The sequence below is a fragment of the Enterobacter cloacae complex sp. IR53041 genome (assembly GCF_049238285.1).
Classification (GTDB): domain Bacteria; phylum Pseudomonadota; class Gammaproteobacteria; order Enterobacterales; family Enterobacteriaceae; genus Enterobacter; species Enterobacter roggenkampii.
The window spans coordinates 34,077-57,635 of sequence record NZ_JBMKHB010000009.1 but is presented as its reverse complement, the minus strand read 5'-3'; the positions used below and the strand labels follow the sequence as shown (position 1 = coordinate 57,635).

Annotated in this window: 18 protein-coding genes; 9 read left to right on the top strand and 9 right to left on the bottom strand. The window is 58.3% G+C overall.

Annotated elements, in window-relative coordinates:
* Positions 1–27: 27 nt before the first annotated feature.
* From ACOTXF_RS08730 to ACOTXF_RS08700, 7 genes are all read left to right on the top strand, one after another.
* Positions 28–1,161: an amidohydrolase/deacetylase family metallohydrolase gene (locus ACOTXF_RS08730; protein WP_047744916.1), complete on the top strand. Its 1,134-nt coding sequence runs from the start codon at positions 28–30 to the stop codon at positions 1,159–1,161.
* On the top strand, positions 1,145–2,263 hold the full coding sequence (locus ACOTXF_RS08725; protein ID WP_023345315.1) for a DgaE family pyridoxal phosphate-dependent ammonia lyase: 1,119 nt from the start codon (positions 1,145–1,147) through the stop codon (positions 2,261–2,263). The genes ACOTXF_RS08730 and ACOTXF_RS08725 overlap by 17 nt, the downstream gene beginning before the upstream one ends.
* Positions 2,260–3,000: a 2-dehydro-3-deoxy-phosphogluconate aldolase gene (dagF, locus tag ACOTXF_RS08720; RefSeq protein ID WP_021240686.1), complete on the top strand. Its 741-nt coding sequence runs from the start codon at positions 2,260–2,262 to the stop codon at positions 2,998–3,000. The genes ACOTXF_RS08725 and dagF overlap by 4 nt, the downstream gene beginning before the upstream one ends.
* Positions 3,001–3,025: 25 nt before the next feature.
* Positions 3,026–4,162: a lactonase family protein gene (locus tag ACOTXF_RS08715; protein WP_047744915.1), complete on the top strand. Its 1,137-nt coding sequence runs from the start codon at positions 3,026–3,028 to the stop codon at positions 4,160–4,162.
* A gap of 19 nt (positions 4,163–4,181) precedes the next feature.
* Positions 4,182–6,092, top strand: coding sequence for a BglG family transcription antiterminator (locus tag ACOTXF_RS08710; protein WP_150319493.1), 1,911 nt, complete (start codon positions 4,182–4,184; stop codon positions 6,090–6,092).
* 77 nt (positions 6,093–6,169) lie between these two features.
* The gene (locus ACOTXF_RS08705) at positions 6,170–6,412 is read left to right on the top strand and encodes a type II toxin-antitoxin system RelB/DinJ family antitoxin (protein WP_008501400.1); all 243 of its coding nucleotides are present in this window, start codon (positions 6,170–6,172) and stop codon (positions 6,410–6,412) included.
* Positions 6,402–6,686, top strand: a complete 285-nt coding sequence (locus ACOTXF_RS08700; RefSeq protein ID WP_008501399.1) for a type II toxin-antitoxin system RelE family toxin — start codon at positions 6,402–6,404, stop codon at positions 6,684–6,686. The genes ACOTXF_RS08705 and ACOTXF_RS08700 overlap by 11 nt, the downstream gene beginning before the upstream one ends.
* Before the next feature lie 3 nt (positions 6,687–6,689).
* Here the strand turns inward: ACOTXF_RS08700 and nrdG are convergent, their stop codons facing one another.
* The 5 genes from nrdG to ACOTXF_RS08675 all read right to left on the bottom strand — a co-directional run bounded on the left by nrdG (position 6,690) and on the right by ACOTXF_RS08675 (position 14,353).
* Positions 6,690–7,154: an anaerobic ribonucleoside-triphosphate reductase-activating protein gene (gene nrdG, locus ACOTXF_RS08695; protein WP_045408172.1), complete on the bottom strand. Its 465-nt coding sequence runs from the start codon at positions 7,152–7,154 to the stop codon at positions 6,690–6,692.
* A gap of 105 nt (positions 7,155–7,259) precedes the next feature.
* Entirely contained in the window at positions 7,260–9,398 is a 2,139-nt protein-coding gene (nrdD, locus tag ACOTXF_RS08690; RefSeq protein WP_008501397.1) for an anaerobic ribonucleoside-triphosphate reductase, read from the bottom strand.
* 369 nt (positions 9,399–9,767) lie between these two features.
* A complete protein-coding gene (locus ACOTXF_RS08685) occupies positions 9,768–10,340 on the bottom strand; it encodes a fructose PTS transporter subunit IIA (RefSeq protein ID WP_047747541.1) in 573 nt (190 codons plus the stop codon).
* A gap of 1 nt (position 10,341) precedes the next feature.
* Positions 10,342–12,939, bottom strand: a complete 2,598-nt coding sequence (locus ACOTXF_RS08680) for a glycoside hydrolase family 38 C-terminal domain-containing protein (RefSeq protein WP_316937117.1) — start codon at positions 12,937–12,939, stop codon at positions 10,342–10,344.
* A gap of 10 nt (positions 12,940–12,949) precedes the next feature.
* Positions 12,950–14,353 (bottom strand): PTS fructose transporter subunit IIC, encoded by a 1,404-nt coding sequence (locus ACOTXF_RS08675; RefSeq protein WP_072059901.1) that lies wholly within the window; start codon positions 14,351–14,353, stop codon positions 12,950–12,952.
* Between the two features lie 180 nt (positions 14,354–14,533).
* Here ACOTXF_RS08675 and ACOTXF_RS08670 point away from each other — a divergent pair, with 180 nt between their 5' ends.
* Positions 14,534–15,193: a MurR/RpiR family transcriptional regulator gene (locus ACOTXF_RS08670; protein ID WP_032675840.1), complete on the top strand. Its 660-nt coding sequence runs from the start codon at positions 14,534–14,536 to the stop codon at positions 15,191–15,193.
* A gap of 8 nt (positions 15,194–15,201) precedes the next feature.
* Here ACOTXF_RS08670 and ACOTXF_RS08665 read toward each other — a convergent pair whose 3' ends face one another.
* The 4 genes from ACOTXF_RS08665 to treR all read right to left on the bottom strand — a co-directional run bounded on the left by ACOTXF_RS08665 (position 15,202) and on the right by treR (position 20,286).
* On the bottom strand, positions 15,202–15,948 hold the full coding sequence (locus ACOTXF_RS08665; protein ID WP_084832371.1) for an oligogalacturonate-specific porin KdgM family protein: 747 nt from the start codon (positions 15,946–15,948) through the stop codon (positions 15,202–15,204).
* Positions 15,949–16,083: 135 nt separating this feature from the next.
* Positions 16,084–17,739, bottom strand: a complete 1,656-nt coding sequence (treC, locus tag ACOTXF_RS08660) for an alpha,alpha-phosphotrehalase (protein ID WP_316937116.1) — start codon at positions 17,737–17,739, stop codon at positions 16,084–16,086.
* Positions 17,740–17,790: 51 nt separating this feature from the next.
* Positions 17,791–19,209: a PTS trehalose transporter subunit IIBC gene (treB, locus tag ACOTXF_RS08655; RefSeq protein WP_023293415.1), complete on the bottom strand. Its 1,419-nt coding sequence runs from the start codon at positions 19,207–19,209 to the stop codon at positions 17,791–17,793.
* 129 nt (positions 19,210–19,338) lie between these two features.
* Positions 19,339–20,286: a trehalose operon repressor TreR gene (gene treR / locus ACOTXF_RS08650; RefSeq protein WP_021240675.1), complete on the bottom strand. Its 948-nt coding sequence runs from the start codon at positions 20,284–20,286 to the stop codon at positions 19,339–19,341.
* Positions 20,287–20,677: 391 nt separating this feature from the next.
* Between treR and mgtA the strand changes: the two genes are divergently transcribed.
* The gene (mgtA, locus tag ACOTXF_RS08645) at positions 20,678–23,386 is read left to right on the top strand and encodes a magnesium-translocating P-type ATPase (protein WP_032655187.1); all 2,709 of its coding nucleotides are present in this window, start codon (positions 20,678–20,680) and stop codon (positions 23,384–23,386) included.
* Positions 23,387–23,559 lie beyond the last annotated feature (173 nt).

The window sequence follows — 23,559 nt, the reverse complement described above, 5'->3', positions numbered from 1 at the left end:
CGGCGCCCGACTTTTCAGGAGATCCTCATGTTTGATTTACTCCTGCGCCGTGCGCGCCTCGCCGACGATACCCTGACCGATATCGCCATTCAGGACGGGAAGATCGCCGCGACGGGCGACATAGACGCTCCCGCCCGCAAAACGGTGGAGCTAAACGGTGACGTGTTCGTCAGCGCAGGCTGGATTGACTCCCACGTACACTGCTACCCGAACTCCCCGATTTACCACGACGAGCCGGACAGCGTGGGCGTTGCCACCGGCGTGACCACCGTGGTGGATGCGGGCAGCACCGGGGCCGACGACGTGGACGATTTCTACGCGATTACCCGCAAGGCCTCCACCGAGGTCTTTGCCCTGCTGAACATCTCCCGCGTGGGGCTGATTGCCCAGAACGAGCTGGCCAACATGGCCAATATTGACGCCGACGCGGTGAAAGAGGCGGTGAAACGCCATCCTGATTTTATCGTCGGCCTGAAGGCGCGCATGAGCAGCAGCGTGGTCGGTGAAAACGGCATCACGCCGCTGGCGCGCGCCAAAGCCATTCAGAAAGAGAACGGCGACCTGCCGCTGATGGTGCACATTGGCAACAACCCGCCGAACCTCGATGAAATTGCCGAGCTGCTGAGCTCTGGCGACATCATCACCCACTGCTACAACGGCAAGCCTAACCGCATTCTGACGCCCTCCGGCGAGCTGCGCGCCTCCATTACGTCTGCGCTGAAGCGCGGCGTGCGTCTGGACGTCGGCCACGGCACGGCGAGCTTCAGCTTTGAGGTGGCAAAACGCGCCATCGCGATGGGCATTCTGCCGCACACCATCAGCTCGGACATCTACTGCCGCAACCGCATCAACGGCCCGGTGGGCTCGCTGGCAAGCGTGATGTCGAAATTCCTCGCCATCGGCATGTCATTGCCGCAGGTGATTGACTGCGTCACGGCGAACGCCGCCGACGGCCTGCGCCTGACGCGCAAAGGCCGCATTCAGCCGGGTCTCGATGCCGACCTGACGCTGTTCACCCTTAAACGTCAGCCGACGGTGCTGACGGATGCCGAAAACGACAGCCTGCAGGCTGAACACATACTGGTGCCGCTTGCCGCGATCCGCGCGGGCAAGGGCTACATGACCGAACAAGGGAGCACGGAAAATGCCTTCGATTTATGAGAAGTACCGCTTAAAGCAGGTTATTAACACCTCTGGCCGCATGACGGCGCTGGGCGTCTCCACGCCGCGCCCGGAGGTGGTACAGGCGGCGATGGACGGCATGAATCACTATTTCGAGATGAAGGATCTGGTCAATAAAACCGGGGAGTACATCGCGAAGCTGCTGGACGTGGAAGGGGCGACGGTGGTCTCCTGCGCGTCGGCGGGCATTGCCCAGTCCGTGGCCGCGGTGCTGGTGAAAGACAGCGACTGGCTGCTGGAAAACCTGCACGTGACCCCGATTGAGAACAACGAGATCGTCCTGCCGAAAGGCCACAACGTGAATTTTGGCGCGCCGGTGGGCACCATGGTGGCGCTGGGCGGCGGCAGGCTGGTGGAAGCGGGCTACGCCAACGAATGTTCCGCCGATCAGCTGGCGGCGGCGATTACCCCGCGCACGGCGGCGATCATGTACATCAAATCTCACCACTGCGTGCAGAAAAGCATGCTCAGCGTCGAGCAGGCGGCGGTTGTCGCACGTAAACACGACTTGCCGCTCATCGTCGATGCCGCGGCGGAAGAAGATCTGCACGCGTACTACCGCGCCGGCGCGGACCTGGTGATCTACAGCGGCGCGAAGGCGATCGAAGGCCCCACCAGCGGGCTGGTGATCGGCAAGACCCAGTACGTTGAGTGGGTGAAGCGCCAGACGGCGGGGATTGGCCGCGCCATGAAGGTGGGTAAAGAGGGCATTCTTGGCCTGACCTGCGCCATCGAACACTATCTGACGGCCACCAAAGAGAGCGGTGCCGAGATGGTGGCGAAAATGACGCCGTTTATCGAGGCGCTCAACACCCTGAACGGTGTGACCGCGCGCGTGGTCTGGGACAGCGCCGGACGCGACATCGCCCGCACCGAGATTAAGTTTGACGAAGCCACCACCGGCCTCGGCACGGGGGACCTGGTGGCGAAGCTCAAGCAGGGCGAGTACGCCATTTACTTCCGTGGCTACAAGGCCAACGAAGGGATTATCGAGGCGGACGTTCGCAGCGTAAACGCTGACCAGCTGAACATTGTTTACCGCCGCATTAGTGAAGTATTAGGACAGGAGAAAAACGCATGAAACTGACCCCCAACTTTTACCGTGACCGCGTCTGTCTGAACGTGCTGGCTGGCTCAAAGGCCAACGCCAGCGCCATCTACGAGGCGGCGGAAGGCCACGTGCTGGTGGGCGTGCTCTCCAAAAATTACCCGGACGTGGCGAGCGCCGTTGCCGATATGCGCGAATACGCGAAGCTGATTGATAACGCGCTCTCCGTTGGCCTGGGCGCGGGCGATCCGAACCAGTCGGCGATGGTGAGTGAAATCTCCCGCCAGGTGCAGCCGCAGCACGTTAACCAGGTCTTTACCGGCGTGGCCACCAGCCGCGCGCTGCTGGGGCAGAACGACTCCGTGGTCAACGGTCTGGTCTCTCCGACCGGTACCGTCGGGATGGTGAAAATCTCCACCGGCCCGCTGAGCAGCGCAGCTATGGACGGCATTGTGCCGGTGGAAACGGCGATTGCTCTGCTGAAAGATTTCGGCGGCAGCTCTATCAAATACTTCCCGATGGGCGGCCTGAAGTGCCGTGACGAGTACAAAGCGGTGGCGGAAGCCTGCGCCCGTCACGACTTCTGGCTGGAGCCGACCGGAGGTATCGATCTGGAAAACTATGAGGAGATCCTGCAGATCGCCCTCGACGCGGGCGTGAGCAAAATCATCCCGCATATCTACAGCTCGATTATCGACAAAGCCAGCGGTGATACGCGTCCGGAAGATGTGCGTACCCTGCTGGCGATGACGAAGAAGCTGGTGAAGTAGAACTCACACCTATACAGGAGCCACCATGCACACCCGTACCTTGCTTGTCGCTTCACTCTCAATGTTCGCCACCGCCGCTGTCGCCCAGACGCAATACGCCTGGGTGGGTACCTATAATCCAAACGGTGAAGGGCTGTACCGTTTTACTGTTAACCCGCAAACCGGCGCACTGAACGATAAAACGTTGGTAAGCAAACTGCCGAATGCGGCGCAGTTGACCCTTTCACAGGACGGCAAAACGCTGTATCTGGCAAGCGAAGTGGAGCAGGGCGTGGTGCAGGCGCTGCGCGTCGGCGATAACGGTGAGCTGAGCGAGCTCAGTCAGGTGGCCTCCGGCGGCGCGGGGCCGGTTTACCTGTCGCTGACGCCGAACGGTCGCCATCTTCTGGTGGCGAACTACGTCAGCGGCTCCATTGCCGTTTTACCCGTTAACGCAGACGGCAGCCTGGGTGACGCCACGGACACACATCAGGATCAAGGCGAACCGGGCGCGGCGAAGCCGGAAGCTGCCGTTGAGGGCAGTTTCGCGATCAGCGATCATAACGGCCCCCATGCGCATATGATCGCCGCCGATCCGAGCGGGAAATACGTGTTTTCCACCGATCTGGGGCTGGATCGCATCTATCAGTACCGTTTTGACGATCGGACAGGAAAGCTGACGCCGAACGATCCGCCGTTTATCAGCGCCTCCTCGAAAGGCGCCGGGCCGCGCCACTTTGTCTTTACGCCGAAGGGCGATGCCCTGTGGCTGATTAACGAAGAGGCGTCTACGCTCACCCGGTATACCGTGAATACCAACGGCACCCTGAAAGAGGATAAAACGGTCTCTGCCCTGCCGGAAGGTTACAAAGGCACTAGCTTTGCTGCCGGGCTCGCATTAAGCGCCGACGGTAAGCAGCTGTATGTGGCTAACCGTTTGCATAACAGCATCGGGCACTTTACCGTAACGGCAGAGGGCACGCTGACGCATCAGGACGATGTGTGGACGCGCGGTGACTACCCGCGCACCCTGACGCTCGATAAACAGGGGCGCTGGCTGTACGTCATGAACCAGCGCAGCGACAACATTACCCGCTTCCGCGTGGCGCAGGACGGGAAATTGAGCTTTGAGCCAGACTATACCCCGGTCGGCAGCCCATCCCAGATGGTCATTTCACCTTAAGCCGTAAGAGGACAACGACGTGCGATTTCCGAACCAACGTTTGGCGCAACTTTTCGACCTGTTGCAAAACGAGACGCTGCCGCAGGACGAGCTGGCGCAGCGGCTGTCGGTCTCCACGCGAACCGTCCGTGCGGACATCACCGCCCTGAACGCGCTGCTGGCCAGCCACGGCGCGCAGTTCATCCTGAGCCGGGGCAACGGCTACCAGCTCAAAATTGAGGATGCCGAGCGCTATCAGCAGCTTCAGGCATCCCACCCGCGCGCGCTGCGTATCCCGCGGACCGGGCCGGAGCGCGTGCATTATCTGGTGGTGCGTTTTCTGACCTCGGCGTTTTCGCTTAAGCTGGAGGATCTGGCGGACGAATGGTTCGTCAGCCGCGCCACGCTGCAAAGCGATATGGCGGAGGTGCGCGAGTGGTTTCATCGCTACAACCTGACGCTGGAAACCCGTCCGCGCCACGGGATGAAGCTGTTTGGCAGCGAGATGTCGACCCGCGCCTGCCTGACCGATCTGCTCTGGGAGCTGGCGCAGCAGGACAGCCTGAACCCGCTGGTGACCGACGTGGCGCTGAATGCGGGCGTGGCGGAGCAGATGGTGCCGGTGCTGCACGACGCCTTGACCCGTCACCACATTCGCCTGACCGATGAAGGCGAGCTGTTCCTGCGCCTGTACTGCGCGGTGTCGGTACGTCGCATCAGCGAAGGTTACCCGCTGCCGGAATTCCATGCCGAAGACGTGGAAGAGAACGTGCGCGAGGCGGCGAAGGATATCGCGGTGACCATCCAGCAGCTGGCGGGCAAGGCGCTTTCGCCGTCGGAGGAGAGCTGGCTGTGCGTGCACATTGCGGCGCGGCAGATTCAGGAGATCGCGCCCAGCGCCATTAACGCTGACGACGACGAGGCGCTGGTCAACTACATCCTGCGCTATATCAACACTCACTATAACTACAACCTGCTCAGCGACGCGCAGCTGCATGCGGACCTGCTCACGCACATCAAAACCATGATCACCCGCGTGCGGTATCAAATCATGATCCCCAATCCGCTGCTGGATAACATCAAGCAGCACTACCCGATGGCGTGGGACATGACGCTGGCCGCGGTGTCGAGCTGGGGCAAATACACGCCGTATGTGATCAGCGAAAACGAGATTGGCTTCCTGGTGCTGCATATTGGCGTCGGGCTTGAGCGCCACTACAACATCGGCTACCAGCGTCAGCCGCGCGTGCTGCTGGTATGCGACGCCGGTAACGCCATGGTGCGCATGATTGAGGCGGTACTGCAGCGTAAATACCCGCAGATTGAGGTGACGCGCACGCTCACCCTGCGCGAGTACGAGCTGGCGGAAACCATTAGCGAAGACTTTGTGATCGCGACCGCCCGCGTCAACGAAAAGTCGAAACCGGTGGTGATGATCGCCCCGTTCCCGACCGACTACCAGTTAGAACAGATTGGCAAGCTGGTGCTGGTGGACCGCACCCGCCCGTGGATGCTGGATAAATACTTCGACGCGGCCCATTTCCGCATTATCGACAAGCCGATCGATCAGCAGACGCTCTTCCGCGAGCTGTGTGAACAGCTTGAAGCAGAGGGCTTTGTCGGCGCGGAGTTTCTGGATTCGGTTGTTGAACGTGAAGCTATTGTCAGCACCATGCTCGGCGACGGCATCGCGCTGCCGCACTCCCTCGGCCTGCTGGCGCAGAAAACGGTGGTCTACACCGTGCTCGCCCCGCACGGCGTGCAGTGGGGCGACGAAACCGCGCACGTTATCTTCCTGCTCGCCATCAGCAAAAGCGAGTACGAAGAGGCGATGGCGATTTACGATATTTTCGTCACTTTCCTGCGCGAGCGGGCGATGTCACGGCTCTGTAGCTGCGAGGATTTCGCCGGGTTTAAGGCGGTGGCGATGGAGAGTTTGAGTCGTTTTTGAGAGGCATTATCCAGAATTCGATGTAATGCGAGTGTAATGCTAAACTGCATTACACATTCGATTTTTCTGGAGGCATAATGGCCACGCTAAACGTCCGTCTGGATGACAAACTTAAAAACGAGGCTTATGCCGTGCTGGAAAAACTCAATATTACCCCAACGGAAGCGGTGCGATTGCTGTTTCAGTACGTTGCTGAAACGGGGCGCATGCCGGTGAAAACGGTCACCATTAGCGACAGCGAAGATGCGCTGATACAGACAGTCCGGGAGCGACTGGCTAATCCGCAAAAGGGAATAAAGGTTAGTCTGGATGACTTATGAACTGGAATTTGACCCGAGGGCGTTAAAGGAGTGGAGCAAGCTGGGGGATACGGTCAAAAACCAGTTTAAGAAGAAACTTGCCGGGGTATTGGCAAATCCCCGGGTCGAATCGGCCCGCCTGCATAATCTGCCTGATTGCTACAAAATCAAACTCAAGGCGTCTGGCTATCGCCTGGTTTATCAGGTTCAGGACAGCGTTATAACGGTATTTGTTATCGCCGTTGGGAAAAGAGAGAAATCAGCCGCTTATCACGACGCAAATAAACGGCTTTAGCGTTCATCGCAAATGATGCACAACCTGGTTGCTGCTGCCGCGCCAGATGAGCGCCGGGTCTTTTAAATCCTGCATGAACTTGCCGTCGACCAGCACGTTAATCAGATCCACGACTTCCATTTGCTGCGCATTCAGTTCATCCAGCTTGTAGCCCGTCCAGACCCAGATATCTTTTCCCGGACACTCTGCGCGAATGCGCTTCACCAGCTTCAACATATCCGGCACGTTTTGCGGGTGCAGCGGATCGCCGCCGGAGAGCGAGATCCCCTGGCGTTTGATGCGCGTGTCGTTCAGGTCGTTGATGATTTTATCTTCCATCTCCGCGGTGAACGGCATGCCGGAATTGAGTCGCCAGGTGCTTTTGTTGTAGCAGCCGGGGCATTCGTGGACGCAGCCTGAAACAAACAGCGTGCAGCGGGTGCCGGGGCCGTTGACGATGTCGACAGGGTAGTACTGGTGATAGTTCATAGCGAATAACCACGCCGGGTGGCGCTGCGCTTACCCGGCCTACAAAAGAGAGCGGTCCGTAGGCCCGGTAAGCGCAGCGCCACCGGGCATTAACGTGGCAGCGGATTAACCGATCTGCCCATTTCCCAGATGCTTCACGCGGCGCTTCACTTCTTCCTGTTTGCCGGCGTTAAACGGACGGGCGTCCGGGCTGCCGAGATAGCCGCATACGCGACGGGTCACGGAGACGCGGGCCGCATCGTGGTTGCCGCATTTCGGGCAGGTAAAGCCTTTACTCGTACATTCAAACTCACCGGTGAAGCCGCACTCGTAACACTCATCAATTGGCGTGTTGGTCCCGTAATACGGCACGTGCTGATAGCTATAGTCCCACACGTCCTCCAGCGCCTTCAGGTTGTGCTGAATGTTCGGGTACTCGCCGTAGCAGATGAAGCCGCCGCTGGCGATCGGCGGATAGGCCGCTTCGAAGTCGATCTTGTCGTACGGGTTCACCTTTTTCTCGACGTCGAGGTGGAAGCTGTTGGTGTAGTACCCTTTATCGGTCACACCTTCCACAATCCCGAACTCGGCGGTGTCCAGGCGGCAGAAGCGGTCGCACAGGTTCTCGCTTGGGGTGCTGTACAGGCTGAAACCGTAGCCGGTTTCCTCTTTCCACTGGTCTACCGCGTCGCGCAGGCGCTGAACGATGGCGATGCCTTTCTCACGCAGAGCTTCGCTGTCGTACATGTGCGTGTCGCCAAACAGGGCGTTGATGGTCTCGTGAATGCCGATGTAGCCCAGCGAAATCGACGCGCGGCCGTTTTTGAAGATCTCGGATACGTCATCGTCCGCCTTCAGGCGCACGCCGCAGGCCCCTTCCATATAGAGGATCGGCGCCACGCGGGCTTTGACCCCTTCGAGGCGCGCAATGCGGGTCATCAGCGCCTTACGCGCCAGCTGCAGGCGCTCATCCAGCAGTTTCCAGAATTCAGCTTCATTACCTTTTGCCTCCAGCGCGATGCGCGGCAGGTTGAGGCTGATCACGCCCAGGTTGTTACGCCCGTCGTGGATCTGCTCGCCGTTTTCATCCTCGTACACGCCGAGGAAGCTGCGGCAGCCCATTGGCGTTTTAAACGAACCGGTGACTTTGACGACCTGATCGTAGTTCAGGATGTCCGGGTACATGCGCTTGCTCGCGCACTCCAACGCCAGCTGTTTGATGTCGTAGTTCGGGTCGCCAAACTTGTGGTTCAGGCCGTCGCGAATCGCGAACACCAGTTTCGGGAACACGGCGGTTTTGCGGTTTTTGCCGAGGCCGGAAATACGGTTGCGCAGGATCGACTGCTGGATCAGGCGTGATTCCCAGCTGGTGCCCAGCCCAAAACCGAAGGTTACAAACGGCGTCTGGCCGTTGGCGGTGTGCAGCGTGTTCACCTCATATTCCAGCGACTGGAAGGCGTCGTAGCACTCTTTCTCGGTACGGGAATGCGCATAGCCGTCCGCGTCCGGAATCTGCCACTCTTCGGCGGTTTTACGGTGCTTGTTGAAGCTCGCCGTCACGAACGGGGCCAGCACTTCGTCAATGCGGTTAATGGTGGTGCCGCCGTAAATATGGCTGGCGACCTGAGCGATGATCTGCGCCGTGACCGCGGTAGCCGTGGAGATCGACTTAGGCGGTTCAATCTCCGCGTTACCCATTTTAAAGCCGTGGGTCAGCATGCCTTTCAGATCGATCAGCATGCAGTTGAACATCGGGAAGAACGGCGAATAGTCGAGATCGTGGTAGTGGATCTCGCCGCGCTCGTGCGCCGAGACCACGTCGCGCGGCAGCAGATGCTGACGGGCATAGTGTTTGGCGACGATACCGGCCAGCAGGTCGCGCTGGGTGGGGATCACTTTACTGTCTTTATTGGCGTTTTCATTGAGCAGCGCAGAGTTGGTCTGCTCCACCAGGCCACGGATCTCCTGGTTCAGGCGGCCGCGCTTCTCGCGCTGCACGTCTCGATCGTGGCGGTACTCAATGTAGGCGCGCGCCAGCTGCTTGTAAGGTCCTGCCATGAGCTGGTTCTCAACCGCGGTCTGGATCTCGTTGATATCGACCTGGCTGCGTTCATTCATCTGGCTGCTAACGACTTCTGCGACGGTGGCGCAGTAATCTGCGTCATCGACTCCCGCTGCTTTAGCTGCACGCAGAATGGCTTCCTGGATGCGCTCTGATTTAAACGGCACTTTACAGCCATCACGTTTCATCACATGCGGTGTCATGATCACTCCATTTTTAAAAACAGGTTATCCACAGAGGTGGAGAAGTATTCACCGGACGCATTTCCCGCCAGGCCAAAGACTTCCCGCGTTCCCAGCTCGTGTTATCCACAATTCCGGCCAGCGTAAGCGCCGTCTTGTTGTTGGAATAGTAGACGATAAATACAAGATGTTGGGTCGGCGTGCATTTTAAGTGCTACATATAGTGATTTGCATCAAACATGTTTGCGATTTATTTGATGCAGAACAAAGTAAAAAGACGAGAGTACAAACGACGGGCGCTTCAGCGATTGTAAAGGCGGGCGAGAAAAATCTGATTGATTATTCAATAAAAACAAGCGCTCAGCACGGTGTGTGCTAAGCGCTGTTCATTTAACTCCCCCCGCAGACCCAGCTCAGTCCCGCCTGCAAAAAGGCTGCGGTTGCGATACTGCCCAGCACCACCGGGATGAGAAAGGAGCGTTCAGGAGCATCGTCCTGTTTTTGTGGTTCTTCAGCACTCAGCGCGGACATCGCCTCTTCCCGGGTGCGCGCCGCCAGCAGTCGCTCACGCACCCGATCTTCCGTCAATAAACAGGTCAGCGTCGTCAGCAGCTGCATATGGGTACTCCCTGCTTCCGCGGGCGGAATGGCGAGCAGGAAAACCATTCTCACCTCTTCGTCACCATCCAGCCCGGGCCAGCGTATCGGGTCGTCAAAGAGCGCCAGACAAAATGCCGCCTGCTGCACCGCCACGGTTTTACCGTGCGGGACGGCGAGCGCCTCACCCAGCGCGGTAGGACCTTCACTTTCGCGTTGTAACACGCTCTGGATGAACGTTTCTTCATCACTGATGATTTTTTGCCTGGCGAGCGGTTCGGCGAGCCAGCGTATTAGCGCTTCAGGCGAACGGTGCGGCGGGTTGATAAAAACCAGATCGGGATGCGTCAATGCAAGCAGGTTCATATTAAGCCTCCATTAAAAAATCGCAGGTCGCGAAAGGGGGAATAGCCGTTACCGGCTGCACCGGCTCTTCCAGATAGTTGATCTGACGAAACCCCTCCAGGCTTGCCGGGACGGGAACGGGCTCCGTGCCGGCGTTAAACACGCGAACTACCGTACCCTGCGACTGCTGCGCATGGGGCAAGGCAGAGAGGATGAGCGGCTCCGGCAGGTTCAATAATGAGAATTCTGCCGGAAGCCTGCGGTCGGGCAGACGCAACGAAAAGCGCTCAAGACGGTGATCGAGCGTGTGCAGCGTTTGCCGTTGATAGGTGAAGGGCTGTCCCGCTGTCTGATTTTCCAGCTGGCGAAGCGTGAGATGATCGGCGCTATCGGCCAGCGCGACGGTGAAGGAGAAGCGCAACGGTTTCAGCAACTGGGCATCGGGGGTCTCGACCACCGTATTATTGATGCCGGATGCCCGGCCCGGTCGCCAGTCGAGATCGCTGCGTCCCAGCACGCCCGTTGATTTAAACAGCGTCAGGGCAACCGTAGCCGGTGCGTCGCCGATTATCTGAAACTCCTTCATGCCGCGGCTATTCACCACCAGCGCTTTGCCCGCTTCCGCAACTGCAATGATTCCCTCGCTGGTTTCGATATCCACGGACATTTCGCGATAGTGTTCCTGCCACTCTTCAGCGTGACACCCCGTTTCGCGCTCGATGATCGCGAAGGGCTGCGAGGCGATTGCGTGGCGGGTGTGAATATCACTGTTAATCAGCAAACGTAGCCGGTGATCGCAGTGGCTGTTTTCCAGCGAGCTGTCCACATACAGGTTCGGATCGTGATCGCGTAATTCACACGCCAGACGAAGGGATAACGGCGTTCGGGCATTTTCTTGACGGTCTGCGAGATCCGGCGGAAGAAGCAGGGTGGCTTCCACAATCAGCTTTTCGACAAGCGGCGTTTTCAGGCAGTCGACGAGCGTGAACTGGTCGCACCGCGTCGGCGTGTCGCCCGCAAGCGGTGAGAAATCGTAGCTGTCGCCCGCATCCGCGCAGTCTTCGAGAGTAAAGAAAGAGGGAATGCATCTGCCGCTGCGTTTGTCGTGCAGGGTGAGCGTTCCGGCGTCCAGCGTTAATCGATAATGCGCATTCTCTATCTCGCTGCCCTTTGTCTGTTCCTGCTGCTGGAAAGGCACCGGGTCATCCTTAACGTTAACGCTGAGATAGCCGACCGGCGGCAGAACCGGTGTCTTCACAGCAACGTGCCAGCGATAATAGGGAGGAAGGGGCGTTTCACATTCGCCTTCAGCGCTAAGGGAGATCGCCGTTCCGCCGGGCAGAATGTCTCTTTTCAGGACGTCGAAAGGGATGGGCTGCCCCTGATATGTCAGGGCGATATTATCAGCACGGCTATACAGGGTGGTTATCACTACGCGCTGCGTTGGGGTGCCCAGCGGGTTGAAAATCAGCAGGTCATTTTCCTGAGCGCAGGCGGCGGCCAGGGTTTTTACCACCAGGTTCCACAGGCTGTGGCACAGCTGTTCGGTTTGCTCCAGCCGATGCAGTATGTCGCGATTAGTGGTATCGCTATTACAGCCGCCGATAGAGTCGTGGGCATGGCTTCGCAACAGCTTCTTCCAGAGCGTATCGACCACCGAGAGGTTGACCGGAATCCCCTGATGGCGCGCCATGGCGATTGTCGGCTCCAGCCGCCGCAGGATGAACTGCTCGACTTCATCATTTTTCTTTTTGATGTCGTAGCGCACGGATCCGATCGTTTTATGGATGCGGGTGTAGCGCGGCGATTTCAGCTCCCCTTCCCAGCCTTCAAACTGTTCACGCTGCGCGCGCAGAATGTCGACGTAGCGCTCCAGCGAACTGATAACGTATCGATCCCCATCGGGAGAGTGTGCGCTGGCGACCTGCAGAATTTTCGGCAGCGCCGGGTCGATGCAGACCTGATCGCCGCCGCAGGGCAGGAGCAGGTCGTTTATACCGGCCCGTGAACGCAGGAGATTGACCATCGGGAAGATTTTACCCTGCAGATGGCTCGCGTCTGAACGCATGTTTTTAGCTGCGCCATAACCGAATGCCATCGCGCAGGCGATAACGGTCGCCCCAGACGGCGCGCGCCAGAGGAACTGGCTGCTTTTCGCTTGTCTGTCGTGATCGATACCGCGCCAGAAGACGATATTGTCGATATTGCAGCCCTGCAAAATGGTGGCCATCTGAGCATTGTGGCCAAAGGTGTCCGGAAGGTACCCGACCTGCATAGCATGCCCCAGCGCGCGGGCGGCGAAAATGCCGTACTTGAGATTGCGAATAATTGATTCGCCATGCACGTTGTAGGTGTCCGTCTGGGTATACCATGGCCCCACAAAGATTCTTTTCTCTTTGACGAGGGTTTCCAGCCTGGCGCGATAATCGGGATTGATGGCGAGAAAGTCCTCCACTACCGCCATCTGTCCGTCAAGGTGATAGCAGCTGTAAGCGGGGTCCCGCTCCAGCGTGTCGATGACATCCGCAAAGTTATAGGATGCCAGCACCATGCTGTCCTGACGGGTGAAATACCACTCCTGATCCCAGTGCGTATGGGCAATGACGTGGATCTGATTCATGACGTTCCCCTTACCTGGCGTTCTTTGGGCTGACATAGAGCACGCCCAGGGCGCAAATCAGTGCGCCAATAAAGACGCTCGCCAGGTAGCCCACCACATTGGTTGCCAGCGGCCAGCCCCAGATGGCTGGCAGGGGCAGCGTCTGCTTCACGCCAAGGGTAATGGCGACCAGCGCGCCGGCAACGGCACCGGTCATGAACACCGGGATCAGACGTGGGTTTTTCAGGATGAACGGGATCGCGCCTTCGGAGATCCCAATCACGCCCAGCAGCAACGAGGTACTCCCGACGGTTTTCTCTTCCCGGCTGAAGACATCCGGTAGTCCAAAGCGGCCGTTGAGAAACGCCGCAAAGCCGACGCCAATAGAGGGGATCACAATGGAGAGTTCGCGGGCGGTGAGATCAAACGTTTCGCTCATGCCATTCAGGCCGAGCGCGACCGATCCTGCCGCCTTGTTGACCGGACCGCCCAGGTCGAACGCGGTGCCCGCGGCGATCATCGCGGAATAGAATCCGCGCCCGGTGTCACCTGCCGAGGTAAAAAAGACCACCATCAGCTGGTTAAGCGAGCCAAAAATCGGGTTGATCAGGTATTCCATGACCATCACCAGCGTAATGCCGGTGATCAGCGGGACGATCAGCATGGTCTTAATAGTGGTGAGCTGCTGGCGGACGTGAATGGAATCATTCAGCCAGCGCACCAGATAGCCTACAAAGAAGCCGATGCCAATCGCGCCAAAGAAGCCGGACGGCATAAAGCCTTCGATATCGAAGAAGCGCTTGTAGACCTCGTCTGACATGATGCCGCCGATAAGCCCGGGGATCAGCGCCGGTTTACCCGCAACGGAAAATGCCAGATACATGGCGAAAACAGGATACATGAACTTAATGGTCATAAAGCCCACTTTATCCAGCACGCTGAACGGCGAGTGGTCGATGTTAATAAACTGGCCGGTGATTTTGGCCGTTGCCATCATCAGCCCGCCCATGACCACCACTGGCAGCATATAGCTGATGGCCGCCATGATATGGCCGATAAAAGTCTGGTAAGCCGAACGCGGAAGATCGTCTTCGTCTTCGACGGTAGTGGCGGTGACGTTTTTTTCCATGGCCAGCGCCTGACGCAGATAGCGATCGGTATGCTTAATCAGCTCTTGCGTGCGGGTCTGAAGGTGGGGAACGTTTTCAAAGCGCTCGGCATCCTGAATGGGAACGTCGGTTGCCAGTATAATGGCCGTGGCGGAGGCGATATCCTGTTTCGTTAAGCGGTTTTTAACGCCATCGCTGCCCTGCGTTTCGACCTTTACCTCGATATTGTGCTCTTTAGCCCATGTAGTAATTTTATTCGCCGCCATAAAGGTGTGCGCAATGCCTGTCGGGCAGGCCGTCACCGCGACAACTTTTTGTTTCGTCATTGTCATAATTCCCTGGATGTGAAAACAGGGAAAGTATAAAGAGAACCTAAACCGGTTTTTAATGTTTGCTAATACTAATTACGTATCGTGATACGCGTAAATGCAATGTGTGAAGCGTCTTCCAGAGACTATTTTTTTCGTTGTGTTAATATCATGCCGGGATTAAACAGGGCGTAATTTATGAATTCATTCCAGGGAAGTGAACGTTTGATATTTGAATACATTCAGCATCACGCATGTAATATTTCTAATATATCGGCAAAAGAGATTGCCCGTGATACCTTTACGACGACAACTTCCGTTAATCGTGTGTGTAAAAAAATGGGCTATAAAAGTTATACCGAGCTTCGGTATCGTTTTTTGCGCGATCATTTTACACCCGCACCCGTAGAGCCTGACGTAGGGCCGCAGGCGGACGATATTGTGGCGGAGGTGTCCAGGTTGCTTACCCATTCCAGCCATATCTATCTGTACGCACGGGGAGCCTCGCTCACCAGCCTCAATTACCTGTCGCGATTTTTATCGCTGGCGAGCCTGCCGCACCTTATTTTGAATGATATGCACCAGCTGACACGGGTATCGAAGGGGACGCTGGTGCTGATCAGTAAATCCGGGGAGACGCAGTCGCTGATTGAAATGGCGCGTAACGCGTTGCGCAAAGGGTTAAAGATTATTGCGATTACCCGCGAGGGATCGACACTGGCGGCGATCTCATCGCTATGCTGGCCGTTACCGATCGACATTAACGCGGTATCGCTGTATCAGCGGGAAGGGCAGCTTGAACTGTTAAGCGCCGTGGACCGTATCGGCTGCAGGCTGCTGCAGCACGATACGGTGTAGTCAGACCGTCAGAGTTGCTTCACTATCCCCAGACGTACGGCATAATCATTTTCATGACTGCCATCGGCAGTGATGTAGGTTTTATCCAGTGAAACCAGCTCGACGTAAGGCGTCCAGCCATCGTCGAGCTTGTAGTTGAACGCAACGGTATGCTCCCAGTAGGTGTCATCCCCGGTTCCCTGATCGACATCATCCTGCCAGCGGAAGCGCGGGTTGTAGGACATACCGAATTTGCCAATGTTATACGCGAACCAAATGTCGAACTGGTGTGACTGGCGGCGGGTGTAGCCGTTGCCGTCTAATTCTTTGTCGCTGTGTGCGTCATTGACGGTGTTATATCGGTAACGGGCGGAGAGGTTCAGACCGTTATCGAACGCTTTCCAGCCCTGAATGAAGGGGCGGTAATGGGTATTGCTGGCGGTGAAAACCGTCACCATGCCAGGCGCAACGGCGAAGCCATTACCCAGATCGAAGCGCCAGCGCGTTTCAATCTCCTGTGCTGCTTCCGTTAACCCTTTGTCATCGGGATTATATCGGTCGGTATCACCAAAAAAGGTATCGTTGTGGTTTTGTGCGGCTTCAACGGAGAAGTAAAAACCGTTATTTGCCTGATGCATGACCTTAATACGTGAATCATTTACGTCTGAGCGCGTATTATGACCAAATCGAAGGTCGACGGATGTATTTCCGCACCATCCCTGCGTGCTTAATAATAATGCGCTAATACACGTTGCTTTAATAATTGTCTTTTTCATCATATCCTGCCGAGGTTATTTAATTGGCAGGGCTATTTTTATTTTGGGCACAGCGTGATGTAAAAGTTATCGTCGTACATTTAGCGTATCGCTAAACCTAAAAAAGGAGATACAGCATGCTGTATCTCCTGGTATTTATTCCTGCACCCACCAGATGGCTTCAAACGGGCGCAATAGCCGCGCATTGGGGCGGGAGGGAACGTCATCATAGTTGCCGAGAGCGACCCGCCAGGCGCCCTGTACCGGGTCCGGCTGCCACTGCTGGCGTTCCCGGCTCAGGTTCGCCACCACCATCAGCGTCTGCCCCTGCCACTGGCGGCGATAGCACCACAGGGAAGGGTGTTCCGGCAGGAGATCCTCATAATCCCCCCACGTCAGCACCGGCAGGGTTTTGCGCAGGCGAATCAGCGACTGGTAGGTGTAGAACACCGAATCCGCATCGTCCAGCGCCGCGCGGGCGTTCACGGTTTCGTAGTTATCGCAGACGCCAATCCACGGCTCGCCCTCGGTAAAGCCCGCGTTGTGCGACGCGTCCCACTGCATTGGGGTTCGCCCGTTGTCGCGGGATTTACTCGCCAGAATCGCCAGTAATTCATCCGGCTCGCGGCCGCTGGCGCGCAGTTCGGCGAACATGTTCAGGCTTTCCACGTCGCGGTAATCGGTGATGCGGCTGAAGTGCGGGTTGGTCATGCCAAGCTCTTCACCTTGATAGATATACGGCGTGCCCTGCATCCCGTGCAGCACCATGCCGAGCATCTTCGCCGCCGGTACGCGGTGTTCGCCTTCATCACCAAAGCGCGACACGATGCGCGGCTGGTCGTGGTTACACCAGAACAGCGCATTCCAGGCTTTGTTGTGCATCCCCTGCTGCCAGTGGCGGAAGAGGGTTTTTAGCGCCACGAAGTCCGGCTTCGCCAGCGTCCACTTTTCGCCGCCGGGGTAATCCACCTTCAGATGATGGAAGTTAAAGGTCATCGACAGCTCGCGCCCGTCGAGAGACGCATACTGCTGGCAGTTCTCCAGCGAGGTCGAGGACATCTCGCCTACCGTCATCAGGTTGCGCGGGGTAAAGACGTCGCGGCTCATCTCCTGGAGATATTCATGAATGCGCGGCCCGTCGGTATAGAAGCGGCGACCGTCGCCGATGTTGTCGTCCGGGAAATCCTGATCTTTTGAAATCAGGTTAATGACGTCCAGACGCAGGCCGTCGACGCCGCGATCGGCCCAGAACTCGCACACCTTTTTCAGCTCGGCGCGCACCGCCGGGTTTTCCCAGTTGAGGTCCGCCTGCTCCGGGGCGAACAGGTGCAGGTAATACTGCTCGCTCTCGGCGTGCCAGCGCCAGGCGTTGCCGCCAAACTTGGAGCACCAGTTGTTGGGGAGCTGCTCAGGCGTGCCGTCGCGCCAGATGTAGAACTGGCGGTACGGGCTCGCTTTGTTCAGCGACTCGCGGAACCAGGCGTGCTGCGTGGAGGTGTGGTTAAACACCATATCCAGCACGATGCGAATGCCGCGCGCGTGCGCCTCGGCAACCAGTTCGTCAAAGTCATCCAGCGTGCCGTACGCCGGGTCGATGGCGGTGTAGTTCGCCACGTCGTAGCCGTTGTCCACCTGCGGGGAGATGTAAAACGGCGTCAGCCAGATGGCGTCGATGCCGAGGGTTTTCAGGTAGTCCAGACGCTGCGTCACGCCGCGTAAATCGCCGGTGCCGCTGCCGGTGGTGTCCTGGAAGCTCTTTGGGTAAATCTGGTAGATGACGCCGTTCTGCCACCAGTGAGGAAGGGTATTCATAATGCGTTCCTGCAAATGCGAAGGGGCGCAACTGCGCCCCGAAAGATGAAGTTAAACAATCTGCAGCGAGCCCTGACGGAACTTACGCTGGTAAACCACGGTGGTGAGCGCCATTGGGACGATAATGGCGATGGCCATTGCCAGGGCAAACACCTGCCAATAAGCGGGCTGGATGGAGAGGATGCCCGGCAGGCCGCCGACGCCAATCCCGTTCGCCATCACGCCGTTCAGTCCACACACCAGGCCTGCCAGACCGGAACCGATCATCGCGCAGAGCATCGGGAAGCGGTATTTCAGGTTGATACCGTACATTGCCGGTTCGGTGACGCCGAGGTAGGCGGAGATGGCCGCCGGAACGGAGATCTCGCGTTCGTTGTGCTTGCGGCTGACGATAATGATGCCGGTCACCGCGGACGCCTGAGCAATGTTCGACAGGGCGATAATCGGCCAGACCGGCGTGCCGCCGAGGCTCTGGATCATCTGCATATCAATCGCCAGCGTGGTCTGGTGCACGCCGGTGATCACCAGCGGGGCGTACAGGAAGCCAAACAGCGCGGCGCCAATCGGGGCGAAGCTGCCGGTCATCAGGTGACGCACCGCGAAGGCCACGCCGTCGCCAATCATGCGGCCAAACGGACCGATAAAGGCATGCGCCAGGAAGACCGCCAGAATCAGCGAGCACACCGGCACCACCACCAGATAAAGGTAATCCGGCACGATGCGCTTCAGTCGGGTTTCGATAAAGCCCAGCGCCAGGCCCGCCAGCAGGGCCGGAATGACCTGCGCCTGATAGCCCACTTTGGCGATGGTAAACAGGCCAAAGTTCCACACCTCCGGCACCTGTTGACCAAGTAAGTAAGCGTTCATTAACTGCGGAGAGACCAGCGTGACGCCGAGTACAATACCGAGGATCGGCGTACCGCCCATCTTGCGCACCGCGGACCAGCAAATCCCGACCGGCAGATAGAAGAAGATCGCTTCGCCAATCAGCCACAGGAAGTCGTACACGGTTTTCAGCGCCGGGTACATCTGCGCCAGGGTCTTGCCGTCGCTCATCGGCACGTCGCCGATGACGTTACGGAAGCCTAAAATCAGGCCTCCGCTGATCAGCGCCGGCAGCAGCGGGAAGAAGATCTCCGCGAAGTGGGAAATCAGCTGCTCGTGCCACTTCATATTCTGGCGCGCAGCCTTCTTGGCCTGCTCTTTATCCGCCGCGCTGTGCCCGGTGGTCGCCAGCAGAGCCTGATAGTAATCGCCCACTTCAGTACCAATCACCACCTGGAACTGACCGGCGTTGGTGAAGCAGCCTTTTACCATGGAAAGCTCTTCAATCGCCTTCGGGTTCGCTTTGGCCGGATCGTTCAGAACGAAGCGCAGGCGGGTAATGCAATGGCTAACGGTTGCGATGTTTTCGCGGCCGCCGACCAGGACGATCAGCTGATCAATATCTGCTTGTTTGACTTTACTCATCATGAAACCTCATGACAGATGGTGAGGGGGTGTAATGACCTGAGCGCAAGCCTACTCCTTCAGCGTGACGGCGAAAATGGGAACGTTCCCGAAATCGGGCGAAGATCACAATAAACCGATTGGTGGGGGTTATGAAAGGTGGGCAGGAATAACGATCTGACGCGGCTCTGCGCGCCCGTTGATCTGCTCGATCAGCTGCGCGGCGGCCTGTCTGCCGGACTCAGCGTAGCCCGGATCGACGGTGATGATCTCCGGGTGCAAAAACTTCATCAGCGGCGTGCTGCCGACGCTCGCCACCTGCAGACCGTCGATACGCTGCTCCTGCAGATATTTACTCGCGCCCAGCGCCAGCGTATCCGTGGCGCACACCAGCGCGGTGGTCTGCGGCGTCAGGACGCTGGCGACCTGCTCGTAGCCCTGCTTCATGCCCAGCCCCGGCAGGGAGGCCACGGCGGAGAGGTTGTGCTTTTTGCAAAACGCCAGATAGGCCTCATGGCGTCGCTTGCCGGTGGTAACGTCCGCGTGCGGTACGCCGAGGAAGCTGATGTGGCGATGGCCTTCGTCAAACAGGCGCTGCATCAGGGTGATAATCGCGCCCTCGTCGTCATAGCAGACGGAGGCAAAACCGTGGGCATCGCGCGCCAGCAGCACCAGCGACGGCTGCCAGGGTTTCAGCATCTCGTCTTTAATGCCGGTAAAGCCGAACAGCACCACGCCGTCAATGTTGCGCCGCTGGAGCATCCCCAGATGCTCTTCTACCAGCTGGGGCGAGAACTGGCTCTCCATCATGATCGGGTCATATCCCTGCTCATAGAAGGCGGGCAGCATGGTCTGCACGGCAAGGTTTTCAGACAGAGAATCCAGACGCGAGACAATGATGGCGACCACTTTGTCACTCTGCCCGCGCATGGCGCGCGCGGAGCGGGAAGGGGAAAAGCCGTGCTGATTCATGACCGCCTCAACGCGCTCGCGGGTGCGTTCGCTGACGCCGCTTTCGTTGTTCAGCACGCGTGAGACGGTCGATTTCCCCACGCCGCTTAAACGCGCGATGTCTTTAATCGTAAGGCGGTTCTGCATGCTGTATTCCCTGTAACAACGACAATGTAATGAATTGAGCCTAATGCTATAGCGCGATTTCGCTATGGGCTAAATCTGGTTTACGTTCGGTTTATTTGCAGGGGGGTATAATACCGCCCGAATCATCAAAAAGGGTACGCTTAAATCCTTATACTGCGCGGCGACACCCTACTTTTTACTTACCGGAGGCTTCATGGATCCCGATCCCACACCTCTCCTGAACGGGAGAAAGCGTTCTTTCCGGTAAGCCAGCCTGCTGCTGACTCACCGGTGATGTGAGGCAGCAGCGTCCCAAACGTTCCTGCTTGAAAAATTGAGTGCCTCTCAGGTACGGCTTTGCCACGCCTGAAGGAAATGCTGCGTCCGCCTTTGCGGATGCGGAGGAATGACGATGTTTAAAAATATCACCCGGCAGCTGCAGGCCCTGCTGAGCCGCCACCTGCCACACCGTCTTGTTCAGCGCGACCCGCTGCCAAACGCCAAAAACATGGCGGGGGCGGCGATCCCCGCGTCCCTGACCGAACGCTGCCTGAACGTGGCGGCGATGGATGAAAACGAAGTCTGGCGCGCCTTTGGCGGACACCCGGAAGGGCTGAACGCGGCAGAAGTGGAAAAAATCCGCGCCGTGCATGGCGATAACCTCATTCCGGCGCAAAAGCCGTCTCCGTGGTGGGTGCATCTGTGGCTCTGCTACCGCAACCCGTTCAACCTGCTGCTGACCGTGCTCGGCCTCATCTCCTACGCGACGGAAGATCTGTTTGCCGCAGGGGTGATTGCCCTGATGGTGGGCATCTCCACGCTGCTGAACTTTATTCAGGAGGCCCGCTCCACCAAAGCGGCGGACGCCCTGAAGGCGATGGTCAGCAACACCGCGACCGTCTCGCGCGTGATCAACGATCTCGGCGAAAACGCCTGGGTGGAATTGCCTATCGACCAGCTGGTGCCGGGCGATCTGGTGAAGCTGGCCGCGGGGGACATGATCCCGGCGGATTTACGCATCATCCAGGCGCGCGATCTCTTTGTGGCGCAGGCTTCCCTGACCGGCGAATCCCTGCCCGTTGAAAAGGTGGCGCGCAGCCGCGACCCGCAGCAGATGAACCCGCTCGAGTGCGACACCCTGTGCTTTATGGGGACCACGGTCGTCAGCGGCACCGCGCAGGCGATTGTCACCGCCACCGGGGGCAACACCTGGTTTGGTCAGCTTGCCGGGCGCGTCAGCGAGCAGGAGAGCGAGCCGAATGCCTTCCAGAAAGGGATTGGCCGCGTCAGCATGCTGCTGATCCGCTTTATGATGGTGATGACGCCAATCGTGCTGCTGATCAACGGCTACACCAAAGGCGACTGGTGGGAAGCGGCGCTGTTTGCGCTCTCCGTGGCGGTCGGCTTAACGCCGGAAATGCTGCCGATGATTGTCACCTCTACGCTGGCGCGCGGGGCGGTGAAGCTCTCTAAACAGAAGGTGATCGTCAAACACCTCGACGCCATCCAGAACTTTGGCGCGATGGACATTCTCTGCACCGATAAAACCGGCACCCTGACGCAGGATAAAATCGTGCTGGAGAACCACACCGACATTTCCGGCAAAACCAGCGAGCGCGTGCTGCACAGCGCGTGGCTGAACAGCCACTACCAGACCGGGCTGAAAAACCTGCTCGACGTCGCCGTGCTGGAAGGCGTGGACGAGGAGGCCGCCCGTACGCTCTCCGGCCGCTGGCAGAAGGTGGATGAGATCCCGTTCGACTTCGAGCGCCGCCGTATGTCGGTGGTGGTGAGCGAGCAGCCGAACGTGCATCAGCTGATCTGCAAAGGGGCGCTGCAGGAGATCCTCAACGTGTCGACGCAGGTGCGCTATAACGGCGACATCGTGCCGCTGGACGACACCATGCTGCGCCGCATCAAGCGCGTCACCGACAACCTCAACCGTCAGGGGCTGCGCGTGGTGGCGGTGGCGAGCAAGTTCCTGCCCGCGCGTGAGGGGGACTATCAGCGTATCGACGAATCCGATCTGATCCTCGAGGGCTACATCGCCTTCCTCGATCCGCCGAAAGAGACCACCGCCCCGGCGCTGAAGGCGCTGAAGGCGAGCGGTATTACCGTGAAAATCCTCACCGGCGACAGCGAGCTGGTGGCGGCCAAAGTGTGCCACGAGGTGGGGCTGGACGCGGGCGACGTGGTGGTGGGGAGCGATATTGAACATCTCTCTGATGACGAACTGGCGAAGCTTGCCCAGCGCACCACGCTGTTTGCCCGCCTGACGCCGATGCACAAAGAGCGCATCGTCACCCTGCTTAAGCGAGAAGGGCACGTGGTGGGCTTCATGGGCGACGGCATCAACGATGCGCCCGCCCTGCGTGCGGCGGATATCGGTATCTCCGTAGACGGGGCGGTGGATATTGCCCGCGAAGCGGCGGATATCATTCTGCTGGAAAAGAGCCTGATGGTGCTGGAGGAGGGCGTGATTGAAGGGCGCCGTACCTTTGCCAATATGCTCAAGTACATCAAGATGACCGCCAGCTCCAACTTCGGTAACGTCTTCAGCGTGCTGGTGGCGAGCGCGTTTCTGCCGTTCCTGCCGATGCTGCCGCTGCACCTGCTGATCCAGAACCTGATGTACGACGTGTCTCAGGTGGCGATCCCGTTTGATAACGTGGACGACGAGCAGATCCAGAAGCCGCAGCACTGGAACCCGGCAGATCTTGGGCGCTTTATGCTGTTCTTTGGCCCGATCAGCTCCATCTTCGACATCCTGACCTTCTGCCTGATGTGGTTTGTGTTCCATGCCAACACCCCGGAACACCAGACGCTGTTCCAGTCCGGCTGGTTCGTGGTCGGGCTGCTGTCGCAGACGCTGATTGTGCACATGATCCGCACCCGCCGCATTCCGTTCATCCAGAGCCGTGCCGCGTGGCCGCTGATTATGATGACGGGGATTGTGATGGCGCTCGGCATCGCGCTGCCGTTCTCACCGCTGGCGAGCTACCTGCAGCTGCAGGCGCTGCCGCTGAGCTACTTCCCGTGGCTGATGGCGATCCTCGCCGGTTATATGGTGCTGACCCAGATGGTGAAAGGGTTCTATGCGCGTCGGTATGGGTGGCAGTAACGGCAAGCCCGGTGGCGCTGCGCTTACCGGGCCTACGATCCGAACGTAGGCCGGGTAAGGCGAAGCCGCCACCCGACAATAGCTTTCCTCCCAAATTCAACAACCTGTGATCTCCGTCGGCGCATTCGCTTGACGACAAAATGAGCGCATGTTAACAGAAGGTTTTGCCTTTA

What these genes read in the sequence shown, in the direction of transcription:
- nrdG (WP_045408172.1), bottom strand. Translation starts at nt 7,154, where the DNA reads ATGAACTATCACCAGTACTACCCTGTCGACATCGTCAACGGCCCCGGC.
- treC (WP_316937116.1), bottom strand. Translation starts at nt 17,739, where the DNA reads ATGAATACCCTTCCTCACTGGTGGCAGAACGGCGTCATCTACCAGATT.
- mgtA (WP_032655187.1), top strand. Translation starts at nt 20,678, where the DNA reads ATGTTTAAAAATATCACCCGGCAGCTGCAGGCCCTGCTGAGCCGCCAC.
- ACOTXF_RS08700 (WP_008501399.1), top strand. Translation starts at nt 6,402, where the DNA reads ATGACTTATGAACTGGAATTTGACCCGAGGGCGTTAAAGGAGTGGAGC.
- ACOTXF_RS08680 (WP_316937117.1), bottom strand. Translation starts at nt 12,939, where the DNA reads ATGAATCAGATCCACGTCATTGCCCATACGCACTGGGATCAGGAGTGG.
- treB (WP_023293415.1), bottom strand. Translation starts at nt 19,209, where the DNA reads ATGAGTAAAGTCAAACAAGCAGATATTGATCAGCTGATCGTCCTGGTC.
- ACOTXF_RS08665 (WP_084832371.1), bottom strand. Translation starts at nt 15,948, where the DNA reads ATGAAAAAGACAATTATTAAAGCAACGTGTATTAGCGCATTATTATTA.
- treR (WP_021240675.1), bottom strand. Translation starts at nt 20,286, where the DNA reads ATGCAGAACCGCCTTACGATTAAAGACATCGCGCGTTTAAGCGGCGTG.
- ACOTXF_RS08730 (WP_047744916.1), top strand. Translation starts at nt 28, where the DNA reads ATGTTTGATTTACTCCTGCGCCGTGCGCGCCTCGCCGACGATACCCTG.
- ACOTXF_RS08675 (WP_072059901.1), bottom strand. Translation starts at nt 14,353, where the DNA reads ATGACGAAACAAAAAGTTGTCGCGGTGACGGCCTGCCCGACAGGCATT.
- ACOTXF_RS08715 (WP_047744915.1), top strand. Translation starts at nt 3,026, where the DNA reads ATGCACACCCGTACCTTGCTTGTCGCTTCACTCTCAATGTTCGCCACC.
- dagF (WP_021240686.1), top strand. Translation starts at nt 2,260, where the DNA reads ATGAAACTGACCCCCAACTTTTACCGTGACCGCGTCTGTCTGAACGTG.
- ACOTXF_RS08685 (WP_047747541.1), bottom strand. Translation starts at nt 10,340, where the DNA reads ATGAACCTGCTTGCATTGACGCATCCCGATCTGGTTTTTATCAACCCG.
- ACOTXF_RS08670 (WP_032675840.1), top strand. Translation starts at nt 14,534, where the DNA reads ATGAATTCATTCCAGGGAAGTGAACGTTTGATATTTGAATACATTCAG.
- ACOTXF_RS08725 (WP_023345315.1), top strand. Translation starts at nt 1,145, where the DNA reads ATGCCTTCGATTTATGAGAAGTACCGCTTAAAGCAGGTTATTAACACC.
- nrdD (WP_008501397.1), bottom strand. Translation starts at nt 9,398, where the DNA reads ATGACACCGCATGTGATGAAACGTGATGGCTGTAAAGTGCCGTTTAAA.
- ACOTXF_RS08705 (WP_008501400.1), top strand. Translation starts at nt 6,170, where the DNA reads ATGGCCACGCTAAACGTCCGTCTGGATGACAAACTTAAAAACGAGGCT.